Annotated in this window: 11 protein-coding genes; 3 read left to right on the plus strand and 8 right to left on the minus strand. The window is 68.9% G+C overall.

From position 1 onward, the window contains the following. Positions 1-60: 60 nt before the first annotated feature. From MX571_RS06170 to MX571_RS06190, 5 genes are all read right to left on the minus strand, one after another. Positions 61-615, minus strand: coding sequence for a magnesium transporter (locus MX571_RS06170; RefSeq protein ID WP_247414712.1), 555 nt, complete (start codon positions 613-615; stop codon positions 61-63). 4 nt (positions 616-619) lie between these two features. After that, positions 620-1,192 (minus strand): magnesium transporter, encoded by a 573-nt coding sequence (locus tag MX571_RS06175; protein WP_247414713.1) that lies wholly within the window; start codon positions 1,190-1,192, stop codon positions 620-622. 326 nt (positions 1,193-1,518) lie between these two features. Continuing rightward, positions 1,519-2,913 carry a signal recognition particle protein Srp54 gene (locus MX571_RS06180; RefSeq protein WP_247414714.1) on the minus strand — a complete coding sequence of 465 codons (1,395 nt, stop codon included), beginning with the start codon at positions 2,911-2,913 and terminating at the stop codon, positions 1,519-1,521. 373 nt (positions 2,914-3,286) lie between these two features. Continuing rightward, a complete protein-coding gene (locus MX571_RS06185; RefSeq protein WP_247414715.1) occupies positions 3,287-4,738 on the minus strand; it encodes a S8 family serine peptidase in 1,452 nt (483 codons plus the stop codon). A gap of 293 nt (positions 4,739-5,031) precedes the next feature. Next, a complete protein-coding gene (locus tag MX571_RS06190) occupies positions 5,032-6,963 on the minus strand; it encodes a bacterio-opsin activator domain-containing protein (protein ID WP_247414716.1) in 1,932 nt (643 codons plus the stop codon). Positions 6,964-7,093: 130 nt separating this feature from the next. Between MX571_RS06190 and MX571_RS06195 the strand changes: the two genes are divergently transcribed. Next, positions 7,094-9,181 (plus strand): S9 family peptidase, encoded by a 2,088-nt coding sequence (locus MX571_RS06195; protein WP_247414717.1) that lies wholly within the window; start codon positions 7,094-7,096, stop codon positions 9,179-9,181. Positions 9,182-9,222: 41 nt separating this feature from the next. After that, on the plus strand, positions 9,223-9,531 hold the full coding sequence (gene cutA, locus MX571_RS06200; protein ID WP_247414718.1) for a divalent-cation tolerance protein CutA: 309 nt from the start codon (positions 9,223-9,225) through the stop codon (positions 9,529-9,531). Between the two features lie 196 nt (positions 9,532-9,727). Here the strand turns inward: cutA and MX571_RS06205 are convergent, their stop codons facing one another. After that, positions 9,728-10,819, minus strand: coding sequence for an aminopeptidase (locus tag MX571_RS06205; protein ID WP_247414719.1), 1,092 nt, complete (start codon positions 10,817-10,819; stop codon positions 9,728-9,730). Between the two features lie 154 nt (positions 10,820-10,973). On the opposite strand from MX571_RS06205, the gene MX571_RS06210 reads away from it, so the two are divergent. After that, a complete protein-coding gene (locus MX571_RS06210; RefSeq protein WP_247414720.1) occupies positions 10,974-11,996 on the plus strand; it encodes a threonine aldolase family protein in 1,023 nt (340 codons plus the stop codon). Positions 11,997-12,025: 29 nt separating this feature from the next. Here MX571_RS06210 and MX571_RS22350 read toward each other — a convergent pair whose 3' ends face one another. Together MX571_RS22350 and MX571_RS06215 are read right to left on the minus strand one after the other, a co-directional pair. After that, positions 12,026-12,154, minus strand: coding sequence for a DUF7859 family protein (locus MX571_RS22350; protein WP_282594467.1), 129 nt, complete (start codon positions 12,152-12,154; stop codon positions 12,026-12,028). A gap of 293 nt (positions 12,155-12,447) precedes the next feature. Then, complete coding sequence (locus MX571_RS06215; protein ID WP_247414721.1) at positions 12,448-12,945, minus strand: metallophosphoesterase; 498 nt, start codon at positions 12,943-12,945, stop codon at positions 12,448-12,450. Positions 12,946-13,012: the final 67 nt, after the last annotated feature.

Consider the following 13,012-nt stretch of genomic DNA (forward strand, 5'->3'; position numbering starts at 1 on the left):
GCAGCGAACGACGGCCGAAGGGAGCCGTGAGCAGCCCGTTTCCGACCGCCTCCACGCGCCTCAGACGAGCAGTTGCACCACGACGAACAGGACGAGGACGCCCAGTACGTCGCAGGTGTTCGTGACGACGGGGATGACCACGTCGTCGGGGTCGAGCTGGAGCTGGTAGGCGGTGTACGCCGTGGCGACGGTGACGAGGACGGCGAGCACCGCGAGGACGGCTCCGGAGAGGACGGCGACGAGCACCACCGTCAGGAGCGGCAGGCGGCTCTCCGACAGGAGCGTCGTGAGGAGCCACGCGCCGACGCCGATGAGCGGGAAGACGGTCAGCGAGAGCATGACGGTCGCCACGGCGTTGCCGAGCAGCGTCTCGTCGGCCCCGAACGAGAGCGTCCCGAGGTGGAACGCCGTCGAGAGCCGCGAGGCCAGCACGCTCCCGAGGTTCCCCGCCGACCCGATGGTCACCGGAACGAGCACGAGCAGCGAGGGGTACTCCAGCAGCGTCGCCTCGAACCCGACGAGGACGAGGCCGCTGCCCACCGCGACGAGCGTCAGCAGGAGCAACACCGGGAGCGTCGCCCGCGTGATGGCCCGGACGGTCCACGGCGTCGCCACGGCGTCAGAGCACCCCGACGACGACCTGGACCGAGAGCCAGAGGAAGAGGACGCCGAAGACGTCGCCCGCCGTCGTCACGATGGGGCCGACGAGCGTGTCCGGGTTGAACCCGCGCTTGAAGCCGCTGAAGACGACGACGACGACGACGACGGCGAGGACGATACCCGACAGCAGCGCCGCGAGGAACGAGATGAGGGTCAGTTCGAGGAGCGTGGCGTGTGACTGGGCGAGCGCGACGAGCGCGACCCACGCCACCACCGCCGAGAACACGCTGGCGACGATACCGTTCGCCAGCGCGGCGACGACGGCCGCCCGGAGTCGTTCGTCGGTCCCCCGGAGCCGTGGTTCGACGAGTCCCTGGTGGAGCGCCGTCGCGACGCGTGCGCCGAGCGACCCGTAGACGTTCCCCCGCGTCGCCAGCAGCGCCGGGACGAGGACGAGCAAGCCCGCGACGGCCTCGAACTCGGCGCGCATCCCGCTCAACGCGACGCCCGCGAGTAAGCCGCCGAACGCGCTCGCCGACAGCGCCGGCAGTCCCTCGCGGTAGGCCTCCCGTGCCACGTCACCGACGGTCATCGCCCGAGACGATGCGCGCCCTCGACAAAAAACCCGACTGCGACGGACTGTCTTCGCCGGTGCGGTGCGGTCCTGGTGGGTGAAGGGCGAGCGGTCTGCACGACCCCGGACGAAGTAAGCACCGCAGGGAGCGAGCATCGCGAGCGACGGAGGAGCGCAGCGAGTCCCGGGAGTCCAGCGAGTGGAACGAGCGGGACGGCGGGAGGCGAACGGAGTGAGCCTCCCGGAAGTGCAGAGCGTGAGGGCTTCGGAGCTGTTCACTACTGCTGCACCGACGGAACGAGAACAATCCGAACTGACACCTGGAAAACGAGCTTCTCCGACTCCTAGTCGCCGAAGGGGGGCATCCCGCCCATCCCACCGCTACCGCCGCCGCCACCCTGCTGTTCCATCCGTTTCATCATGCGCTGCATGTCGCCGTCGCCCATCCCCTGGAACTGCTTTATCATCCGCTCCATCATGCGGTGCTGTTCGAGCAGTTCGGAGATGCGCTCCTCGCTCTTCCCGGAGCCACGGGCGATGCGCTCGGTGCGCTCCGCGCCGACGACGCGGGGGTTCTCCAGTTCCTCCTCGGTCATCGAGTCCATGATGACCTCGAAGTCGAGCATCCGCGACTTGGTGACGTCCATCGCGTCGTCCGGGAGCTGGTCCATCAGGCCGCCGCCGAACCCCGGAATCATGTCCATCACCTGTTCGAGCGGCCCCATGTTGTTCATCGCCTGCATCTGCTTGCGCATGTCGTGCAGGGTGAAGTTGCCCTGCATCATGTCCTCGGGGTCCCAGTCGTCGTCCTCGCCGGTCCCCTGCATCGCCCGCTCGACGCGCTCGGCGAGCTGTTTCAGGTCGCCCATCCCGAGCAGCCGGGAGATGAAGCCGTTTGGCTCGAAGCGCTCGATGTCCTGGACCGTCTCGCCGGTCCCGAGGAACGCGATGGTCGAGTCCGTCTCGTTGACCGCCGCGAGCGCGCCCCCACCTTTCGCCGTCCCGTCGAGCTTCGTGATGACGACGCCGTCGATACCGACCGCGTCGCCGAACGCGCGGGCCTGATCCTTCGCGCCCTGCCCGATGGCGGCGTCGAGCACCAGCAGGTTGCGGTCGGGGGTCGCGAACCCCTCTATCTCCTTCAGCTCCTCGATGAGCTCCTCGTTCAGCCCGGAGCGCCCGGAGGTGTCGACGATGCGGATGTCGGCCTCCTGGGTCTCCTCGAACCCCTTGCGGACGATCTCGACCGGGTCCTCCTCGTCCGGGTCGCCGTAGAAGTCGACCTCCGCGCGTTCGCACATCTGCTTGGACTGCTCGTACGCGCCGGGGCGGAAGGTGTCGGTCTGGATGACGGCCGGGCGGAGCCCCTTCGTCGAGAACCACCACGCCATCTTGGCGGCGCTGGTGGTCTTCCCCGACCCCTGGAGCCCCGCGAGCAGGATGGTCTGCGATTCGAGTGGCAGTTCGGTGGAGTCGCCGACCAGCGCGACCATCTCCTCGTAGACGATCTTCAGGACGTGGTCGCGAGCGGTCGTCCCGGCGGGTGGCTCCTCGTCGAGCGCCCGCTGTCTGATGGAGTCGGAGAGGTCCTGAACGAGGCTGATGTCCACGTCGGCCCCGATGAGCGAGCGCTGAATCTCCTTGACCACCGCGTCCACGTCCTCCTCGTCGAGACGGGACTTCCCCTGGAGCTGGTCCAGGGTCCCCCGGAGAGAGCTTCCGAGATTGTCGAGTACCATCGTTGGCCGGGGCTACGCGACGGTGCCGGTAAAGGCTTTGCTCACTGGATGTGGCGCTGAATGTTGTGTCGGGTATCGAATCGCGGCCGTCGCTGTCTCGGGAACCTCACCGCTTGCATCCGTCGTGACCTCGAAAGCCCCCGAGTTCTCGACTCGGGCGGCTCGCTGCGCTCCTCGTCACTCACTCCGTTCGCTCCTGCGGTGCTTGCGTCGCCGGCCGTCGTCGAGAACTCGGCCCCTTTCAGTCCCGCCCGTGGCGTCTGGTCGGCAGTCGCTTGCGGCTGTGTCGCCGGTCGTCGCCGACCGCTCGCACGGTGATTCTTCTCCTCGAACGTGGCGGGCGCGTCGAAAAAGCGTGAGTCGAGAGTCGTCGCTACGGCTGGGTGAGCGTCACGTCGCCGAACCCGGCGAAGTTCCCGTCGGCGGCGCGCTGGACGGCGGCCTCGGCGTCGACGAACCCGGCACCCATGTTCGCGGGCGTGTAGCTGTCTCTCGCCTCGTACGCCGTCGCTTCGAGGGTGTTGAGGACGTCGAGCGGTGCGGGCGTCCCGTGGCCCTCCTGCTGGGCGGCGTCGACCATCAGGGTGGCCGTCCCGCTGGTGACCGGGCAGGACATCGACGTGCCCGAGATGGTGGCGTAGTAGAGGTCGGTGTCGCCGCCGGAGACGTTCAGGACGTCGGCGGGCGACATCGTCGAGGTGACGGCGTTCCCCGGCGCGCCGACACCGTTGCGGTAGAGTCCCACGGGACCCGACGCGCTCCCCGAGTCGTAGTACGACCGGAGGTTGTCGAGCGCGGTCTGCCGGTCGTAGTTCGCGCCGGTCGAGGCGGCCCGCCCGCGCGAGGAGAAGTCGGTCACGGCCTGCTGGTCGTCCGTCGCGGCGACCGACAGGACGTGCGGGGCCTTCGCGTAGTCGTTGAGCGTGTCGTTGCCGGGACCGCTGTTCCCTGCCGAGAACACGGGGAGGACGCCCGACTCGAACGTCTCCCACGTCGCGGTCTGGAGCGCGCCGTCGGGGTTGTAGTCGTCGGCGCTGGCCGACCCGTAGGAGTTCGAGACGACGGCCACCTCGTCGGCGTGGTTCGCCAGCAGGTGGTCGAACGCGGCCGTCGCCTTCAGGATGGAGACCGCCAGTCCCGAGGAGTACATCGTGACGGTCGCGCCGGGGGCCATCCCGGCGTCCTCACCGTCGCTCTTCGTCCCGTCGCCGGCGACGGTGCCCGCACAGTGAGTGCCGTGGCCGATGTCGTCGGAGTCGAGACCGCCGACGGGCACCCACAGCGTCGGTTCGCCCAGCGGGTTGCCCACCCAGCGGTAGTTGTTGGCGATGGACGCCTCCAGGTCCGGGTGGTCGCCGTCGATGCCCGAGTCGATGAGCGCGGTGTGGGCGGACGACCCGTCGTAGCCCAGGTCGTTCTGGACCGTCGAGACGCCCGTCACCTCCCGCGCGTCGGCGTTGTGGTAGTCGAGTTCGCGGTTCGACTCGACGTAGCGCACCGCGTCCCACTCCGCCACCGTCTCTATCTGCGGCCCGGTCAACAGCGCGTAGCCGACCGGGAGCACCTCGAACGCCAGGAACCCCTCCGAGAGGTCCAGGTCGTCGAGCAGGCCCACGTCGTCCGGCGAGTCGAAGACGACGAGCACCTCCTGTAACGCGTCGCTCGCGGTGTCGAGCGTGTCGTCGACGAGGTCCCCCACCCCGGCGCTCGCTCGACCGGTCGCGAACGGCAGTGCAGCGCTCGCCCCGAGCGCCCCCGCCGTCGCCAGCACCGAGCGTCTGGTTGCCGTGCGTTGCGTGTCGTCACGTCCCGTCTCGTGCGACATAATCCGTCGAACGTATCTATAACTTATAAACTAAACGATTCAGAATTCAATTTACAGACTTAAAGCAGAATACAACCGCCGCTCCTCTCGTGCCGCGGTCACACCACCACCCGGAGTGTACCGTCACCACGACACAAGGCACACGGTAGCGTGAGTGTCGGAACGACATGAGATGCGAGGCTAACTGTTATGGTCTGTGTGATGGTTCCTCACACCGAACGTGGTGGCTGGCGCGATTCGGAACTGCCCGTTCGGAATCGCCTCTTCAGAACCGTTCGTCCAGCGCCGTCCGTTCAGAACCGCCCGTTCGTGTCCTCGGGCGTACCCAGGAACGCCTCGACGAGTTTCCGCTCGGCGATGCGGATGTGCTCGTGGAACGTCGGCGTGGAGATGCCGAGTTCCTCGGCCACCTCGCCGCCGGTGTTCACCCGCGGCGAGTCGAAGAAGCCGAGGTGGAAGGCGGTCGTGAGGACGGTCCGCTGACGGTCGGTGAGCGCGACGTCGGGGGCGTCGTCCTCGTTCCGTTCGCGCTCACGGCGAGCGACGAGTTCGGCGGCCGGCAGCCGGTCACGGACCGCTTCGAGGACGTTCCTGACGTCTGTCCCCTGCGGGAAGGTCGCCACGAGCCTGAACCCGCCGTCCTCGACGTGAACCCGCCGCATGGTCCCGCCGTAGTCGGCGAGGAGGCTGCTGAACGACGTGTCTCCCTCGACGCGGACCACGCCGCCCTCCTCGTCGTCCCGGACGACCGAGACGTCGATGTCGTCGGGGAGGGTCTCGACGACGCCCTCCAGGTCGCCCTCGATGCGGTAGAACTGTGACGGCGACCCGTCGTCGGTCGGGGCGGCTCCCCGGAACGTGACGGTGGAGTCGACGGCGCTCGCGGCGCTCGGGATGCCGTCTATCTCGCCGACGAGCAGTTCCAGTTCGACGACGGTGTCGGCGACGAGCGCGCGGTGGCGTTCGGCCGCGCCGATGGCGTAGGCGACGGTCTCTCCCAGTTCGCCGAACACCGCCCGCTCGGTGCCCTCGAACGCGTCTGGGCGGTCGGAGTAGACGCAGAGCACGCCGTAGGTGACGCCGCGGTACACCAGCGGGACGGCCGTCGCGGCCGCGAACCCGTTGTCGACCGCCGCGTCGACCCACGGCTCGCTCGGCCGTTCGGCGAGGTGCGGGGCGACCTGCATCGACCCGTCGCGGATGGCCTTCGTCGCGAGCGTCTCGCGCCTCGACCCGTCGTCTTCCCGTGCGTCGAGGTACGCCTCGCCCTCGCCCGACCACGCACAGGGGGTGACCCGTTCGGAGCCGGCGTCGTACTCGCCGACCCAGGCGAACCGGTAGGTGGACTCGTCGGCCAGTCGCTCGACGACGGCGTGCTCGATGTCCTCCCGCGTCTGGGCGCGGACGAGGTCGTGGTTGACGTTCCGGATGACCTCGTTGATGCGGTTGAGCGTCCGCAGCGACTCCGCCTGGCGTTCGAGCGTCCGTTCGCGCTGTTCGCGCTCGCTCACGTTCCGACCGATGCCGCAGACGCCGATGGCCTCGCCGTCGTCGTCGGTGAGCGCGGTCCCCGTGAACTCGTAGGGGATGCGGTCGCCGTCCTTCGTCAGGACGTCGCCCTCCTCGGTCGCGCTCCCCTGCTGGATGGCGCGCTGGACCGCCGTCGCCACCTCGACGACGTCCTCCTCGCTGATGAGGTTGAGCGGGTTCATCTCGTCGAGTTCCTCGTCGGTGTAGCCGGTCACCGCCGTCACCGCGTCGTTCCAGACGAGCAGGCGCATCTCCGTGTCGAACAGGAAGAAGAAGTCCGTCAGCGCGTCGAGCGACTCCCGGATGAGCAGGTCGCGTTCGGTCGGTTCGTCGGCGAGCACCCGGTCGACGACGGCGGCCACGCTCGCCGCGTCCGTCGCCGCGTCGCCAGCGAGCGTCACGCAGCGGTCTGCCCCAGCGGTGAGGGCGGTCGCCTGCCCGGACGGCTCGGAACAGAGCGCGACCAGCGGTCCCCGCTCGTGTCCGGTCGTGTCGAGCGGGCGCTCGTGCGCCCCGGTCGCCGCCTCGCCCTGGTCGTCGCGGGTCCCGACGTCGTCGAGCGCGTCGTCCGTCACGAGCGTACAGGCGACGGCGTCGTCGTCCTCGACCACCGCTATCCCGTACTCGGCGTCGAGGGTCGTCAGGAGCGCGTCCGACGGCGCTCCCCGCACGGCGACGTGAATCGGGCGGTCCATCGACCGAATGTACGACGGCAGGCGCTTGAGGTTTGCGCGTCCGGCCCAATCCCCCGGAACCACTCTCGTCCCGAGGCACGTCCAACGCCGACCGAAGCGTACACGACGGCCCCCATCGACCCACGCTACCATGCAGCGACTCGACGCGACCGACTACCACGACATCGTCCAGGTGGCGGACCCGCGACTCTCCCCGGACGGCGAGCGCGTGGCGTTCGTCCGCAAGGAACCCAGCGACGACGACGAGTACGAGACGACGGTGTACGTCGTCCCCGCCGACGGCAGCGCTCCCCCCCGACAGTTCACCGCCGAGGAGGGTAGCGACGCCGAACCGCGCTGGTCGCCCTCCGGCGACCGACTCGCGTTCACCAGCGCCCGCGGCGACGCCGACGCGCCACAGCTCTGGCTACTCCCGACCGACGGCGGCGAGGCACGGCAGGTGACCGACGTGGTGGGTGGCGTGGGCGACATCGCGTGGTCGCCCGACGGCGACCGCGTCGCGTTCGTCCAGCGCGCGACGGCCGAGGAGCGCGAGGAGGACCTGGACGTCGACGCCAGCGACGACCCCGACTACGAGCGCGAGGCCCCCGACCCGCGGGTCATCGACCGGACCGTCTACCGCGCCGGGGTGCAGTACTTCGACGGCCTGCGGAGCCACCTCTACACCGTGACCGTGGGCCGTTCCGGGGACGACGACTCCGAGGGGAGCGTCACCCGCCACACCGACGGGGAGTTCGACTTCGGCGCGCCCGCGTTCGGCGACGCCGACACGCTCTACTACGCGGTCAACCGCCAGGAGGACCCCGACGACTCCATCCTGTACGATATCGACGCGCTGGACCTCCCGAGCGGTGAGTCGGAGACGCTGACCCAGACGACGGGCTGGGCGGCGAGCGTTGCAGCCACCGAGGACGGCCGCGTCGCCTACCCCCGCACGCCCGAGGAGAAGGCCGCGATGCGCCAGACCGACCTCGAAGTCTTCGACCACGAGACGGGCGAGACGGTCACTCCCACCGCCTCACTGGACCGCACCGTCGCCCCCGCTGGCTTCGAGTTCGACGACGGCCTGCTGTACTTCCTCACCCCGGACGAGGGGAACGCCGTCCTGCGCCGCGCCGCCCCCGAGGACGACGCCGACTGCGAGATTGTCGTCGGCGAGGGCGAACTCACCGGGGCGTCGGTCCGAGACGGGCGCGTCGCGTTCGTCCGCTCGGAGTGGGACCACCGCGGCGACGTGTTCTCGCTCGACGCCCGTGCCAGCGGACACGCAGATGAGGACATCGCCCGCCTCAGCGAGGTCAACGCCGACCTGCTCGCCGACCGTGACGTGCAGGAACCGGAGGAGTTCTGGTTCGACTCGGCAGGCAACGAGATTCAGGGCTGGGTGCTGACCCCGCCCGACTACGACGAGAGTGAGGAGTATCCGCTGGCGGTCGAGATACACGGCGGTCCCCACGCCATGTGGTCCACGTCGGGGACGATGTGGCACGAGTTCCAGTTGCTCGCCGCGCGGGGCTACGTCGTCTTCTGGTGCAACCCGCGTGGCTCGACGGGCTACGGCGAGGACCACGCGATGGGTATCGACCAGAACTGGGGCGACGTGACGATGCAGGACGTGTACGCCGGGGCGGACGTCGTCTGCGACGAGTACGCCGTCGACGAGACGAACCAGTTCGTCACCGGGGGCTCCTTCGGCGGGTACATGACCGCGTGGATAGTGGGCCACTCCGACCGGTTCGCGGGCGCGGTCGCCCAGCGCGGCGTCTACGACCTCGCCTCCTTCTACGGCTCGACCGACGCGTTCCAGCTGGTCGAGATGGACTTCTCGACGACGCCGTGGGAGGACCCCGAGTTCCTCTGGAACCACTCGCCGGTCGCTCACGTCGAGGGCGTGACGACGCCGACGCTCGTGATGCACGCCGACCAGGACTACCGCGTCCCGGTCAACAACGGCGAGATGCTCTACCTCTTCCTCCGCAAACAGGGCGTCGACACCCGCCTCGTTCGCTACCCACGAGAGGGACACGAACTGTCGCGGTCGGGCGAGCCGGCGCACGTCGTCGACCGTCTGGAGCGCACCGTCCGCTGGTTCGACGGCTACTCCGACCACCACGACGTTCCCCGCGCACTGGACCGCGGCGACGAGGGCCTGAGTGCTGCGGAGGAGGCCGACGAGGACCTCGACGAGAACACTGGTGAGGTAGCGAACGAGGGGTAGTCGCCGGTAGACTCACCTCGGGACCGGTCGAAACGTCGGGGATGACGCACATCGCCGTCGAGATCGGGACGCCGGACGAGCGGGAGGCCGAAGACATCTCCATGGCACTGGTCGAAGAGCGCCTCGTCGCCGGGACGCGGCTCACGAGCGGCCCCAGCCACTACCACTGGGAGGGCGCCGTCTACGACGAGGAGTACTGCTCGATAACGGCGTTCACGCTCGAAGAGCACTTCGAGGCGCTCTGCGAGGTGGTTCGAGACCTCCACAGCGACGACCTGCCCGGTATCACGTACACCGACATCGACGGCACCGACGAGTTCCTGCAGTGGATAACCGACGAGACCCGCTAGCTCTTCGCTGCCGCCGAAGCCCTCCTCACGGTTCGCTATTGCTCACCGTCTGGGTGTACGGGGCTCTCCCTACTCCTCACGGCTCGCTGACGCTCCCCGTTCGGATTTCGGAGGTTCTCGCGCTCTCCGAGCGTCACCGGCGACTCCGTCGCCGGTTTTCAGCGAGAGCTGCGGTCTCGCACGGCTCCGAACCTCCCTACTCCTCGAACGTGAACGTCCCGTCGCGCTGGACGACCTCGCCGTCCACCTCGATGTACGAGTCCTCGCTCATGTCGACGATCATGTCCACGTGGACGGCCGACTCGTTGGTCTCCCGTCCCTCGCCGACGCAGGCGGCGTAGGCCCGTCCGACGGCCATGTGGACGGTGTCGCCCATCTTCTCGTCGAACAGCATGTTGTAGGTGAACTCGTCGATGGCGCGGTTCATGCCGATGCCGAGTTCGCCGAGGCGACGCGCCCCGTCGTCGGTGTTCAGGATGTTGTCGAGCACCTCCTCGTTCTTGGCGGCCTCGTACTCGACTATCTCGCCGCCCTCGAAGACGCAGCGCACGTCGGTTATCTCGCGGCCCTGCTGGTAGACCGGCTTGTCGAACAGCACCTCGCCCTCGACGCTGTCGGGGACGGGGGCGGTGAACACCTCGCCGCCGGGGAGGTTGGCCTCGCCGTAGTCGTTGAGCGTCAGCATCCCGTCGAGGCTCATCGTCACGTCGGTGGTGTCGCCGGAGACGATGCGGACCTCGCTGGCGTCGTCGAGGATGTCGACCATCTCGGCCTGGAACTCGCGGACCTCGTCCCAGTCGCGGTTGATGGCGTCCCAGACGAAGTTCTCGTAGCCGTCGGTCGACATCTCGGCGAGCTGGGCGTTCGCTGGGGAGGGGTACTGCGTGAGACACCAGGTCTTGCCGAGCCGCTCTTCGAGGATGGGCTGGGTGAGCTGGTTGTACGCCTGGTTGACCTCCGGGTCGACGTCGGCGGTCTGAGTCGCGTTGTCCGAGGCGCGGACCGCGATGTAGACGTCCATCGCCTCGTACAGCGCCATCACGTGGTCGGGGAAGTCCTCGTCGCCGAACTCGTCGTCGTGGTTGCGGAGGTACGCCCGGCGGAACCGCTCGCCCATCCGCTCCTGGATGACCAGCGGGTTCGCGCCGACGTCGGCGATGGCCTCGTGGAGGGCCGTCACGAGGTCCTCGCTGACGGGGTGGGCGTCGACGACGACGTTGTCACCGGCCTCCATCTCCGTGGAGTGCTCGACGATGATCTGTGCGTGTTCCCGGATGCGTGGGTCCATGTGGTGGCTCCTCGGGGCGGGTCAAAACGGCTTTCGAATGGTCGCGGCGGGTGACGGTCAGCCGCTGGACACGGAGTCCGACCCACCGCCTCGACGAGCGTCGCCGTCCACCGCGACCACCGCGTATTTCGTCGCCCGACCGGTAGCCCATCCCATGAGCGAGGAGCAGTCGCCAATCGACATGCGTAGCGACACGGTGACGCGCCCGAACGACGCGATGCGCGAGGCGGCCCGCGACGCGCCGGTCGGCGACGACGTCTACCGCGAGGACCCGACGGTCAACGACCTCGAATCCCGCGTCGCGGACCTGCTCGGGTTCGAGGCGGCGCTGTACGTCCCCTCGGGGACGATGGGCAACCAGATAGCCGCCCGCGTCCACACCGAGCGAGGCCAGGAGGCCATCGTCGAACGCGAGAGCCACGTCTACAAGTGGGAACTCGCCGGGTTCGCCCAGCACTCCCAGCTCCAGGTCCGGCCCGTCGAGGGCGACGAGCGGGGCGTCGTCTCGCCCGCGCAGGTCCACGACGCGTACGTCGAGGCCGACGGCCACCGCCCCGGCACGGGACTGCTCACGCTGGAGAACACCCACAACTCGAAGGGTGGCAGCGCCATCGCGCCGCCCGCCATCGACACCGTCGCGGACGCGGCCCACGACCTCGGCGTCCCGGTCCACCTCGACGGCGCGCGACTCGCCAACGCCGCCGTCGCGCACGACGCGCCGCTCCACCGGTTCACCCACGAGGTGGACTCGACGATGATGTGCCTCTCGAAGGGGCTCGGCGCGCCCGTCGGGTCGATGCTCGCCGGGAGCGAGTCGTTCGTCGACGACGCCCGCCGGGTCAGGAAGTTGCTCGGCGGCGGGATGCGACAGGCGGGGATGATAGCCGCGCCGGGACTGCTCGCACTGGAGAACGTCGAGCGACTCGCGGAGGACCACGAGAACGCCGAACTGCTCGCGGCGGGGCTCGAAGACGTGCCCGGCGTCACGCCGTTCCAGCCCGAGACGAACATCGTCCTCGCGGCGACCGACGACCCGGCGGAGTCGTTCCTGGAGGAGTGTGCCGCGGTCGGCGTGCTCGGCGTGCCGTTCGACGACCACCTCGTCCGGTTCGTTACGCACTGGGACGTCTCCCGCGCGGACGTGGAGACGGCCCTCGACCGACTGCGCGAGCGCTGAGCCGTGTCGCTACCGGTGGTGCGGGAGGACTAGCGCCGTTCCTCGACGCCCTCGCTGAACGCGAGGAGCGTCCGGCGGAACATGAGGTAGAGCGCGAGGATGACGGCCATGATGCCGCCGAGGATGACGAACAGCATCAGATTCCCGTCGATGAACATACCGTCCGTCGCGCACTCTGGGAGAAAGGTGTTTCGGGGCCGAGAGGACGGTCGGTCCCGGACCGGACCACCGTCGCCCGGGTCGCTCGCCCCAGTCGGCCATCACTGGTACTGAAACCGACACGTGGGGAGTCGGAGAACCCGCCGACCGAAACGGGACGAGCGCGCCGTGTATCGGTCAAACCGGCGTTTGAGCCAAGCGCGCTTATATGCAGTGTGGGTCCGTAGCAGTGGATGCAGCTTCGGTCCTCCCCCGTCCCCGGACCGGAACCACCGCCCTCCCTCCCATGCCGTCACACCTCGAACCGAGAGAGCTCCGTGCCGTCCGGCTGGACGAGCCGGCCGCCGAGGGGGTCGCGCTGGAGTTCGGCGTGCGCTGGCTGGTACCGCCGTGGTTCGGCGTAGCTCCCTGGGTTCAACACGGGCACGTCGCCGACGTAGCGGAACGACGGTCGGTGTGAGTGGCCGACGACGACGAGGTCCGCGTTCTCCTGTCGCCCGTACATCGCCAGCGAGGTGTCGGTGTGGTCGTGGCCATGGGTCAGCGCGATACGGACGTCGCCGACGTCGACCGTCCGGCGGTCGGGGAGGCGCTCGCGGACGCTCACCGTGTCGTTGTTCCCCGTGACGCCGTGGAACGTCGCCGTCTCGCGTTCGAACGCGTCGAGCACCGTCGCGGTGTTGAAGTCGCCCGCGTGGAGGACGTGGTCGGCGTCGCGGACCGCCGCCAGCGTCCGGTCGGCCAGTCGATGCCCGTCGGTGCCGTGGGTGTCGGAAACCACCGCAATCATACGGGGACTGCGGCCGCCCGACACATCAATCTCCGGTAGCTCTTTGGGCCGTCCCCGGATGCATCGG

It is taken from the genome of Halomarina salina, assembly GCF_023074835.1.
Lineage (GTDB): Archaea > Halobacteriota > Halobacteria > Halobacteriales > Haloarculaceae > Halomarina > Halomarina salina.

Coding starts and splice junctions, on each gene's coding strand:
- MX571_RS06175 (WP_247414713.1), bottom strand. CDS start 1,192: ATGACCGTCGGTGACGTGGCACGGGAGGCCTACCGCGAGGGACTGCCG.
- MX571_RS06180 (WP_247414714.1), bottom strand. CDS start 2,913: ATGGTACTCGACAATCTCGGAAGCTCTCTCCGGGGGACCCTGGACCAG.
- MX571_RS06185 (WP_247414715.1), bottom strand. CDS start 4,738: ATGTCGCACGAGACGGGACGTGACGACACGCAACGCACGGCAACCAGA.
- MX571_RS06190 (WP_247414716.1), bottom strand. CDS start 6,963: ATGGACCGCCCGATTCACGTCGCCGTGCGGGGAGCGCCGTCGGACGCG.
- MX571_RS06195 (WP_247414717.1), top strand. CDS start 7,094: ATGCAGCGACTCGACGCGACCGACTACCACGACATCGTCCAGGTGGCG.
- cutA (WP_247414718.1), top strand. CDS start 9,223: ATGACGCACATCGCCGTCGAGATCGGGACGCCGGACGAGCGGGAGGCC.
- MX571_RS06205 (WP_247414719.1), bottom strand. CDS start 10,819: ATGGACCCACGCATCCGGGAACACGCACAGATCATCGTCGAGCACTCC.
- MX571_RS06210 (WP_247414720.1), top strand. CDS start 10,974: ATGAGCGAGGAGCAGTCGCCAATCGACATGCGTAGCGACACGGTGACG.
- MX571_RS22350 (WP_282594467.1), bottom strand. CDS start 12,154: ATGTTCATCGACGGGAATCTGATGCTGTTCGTCATCCTCGGCGGCATC.
- MX571_RS06215 (WP_247414721.1), bottom strand. CDS start 12,945: ATGATTGCGGTGGTTTCCGACACCCACGGCACCGACGGGCATCGACTG.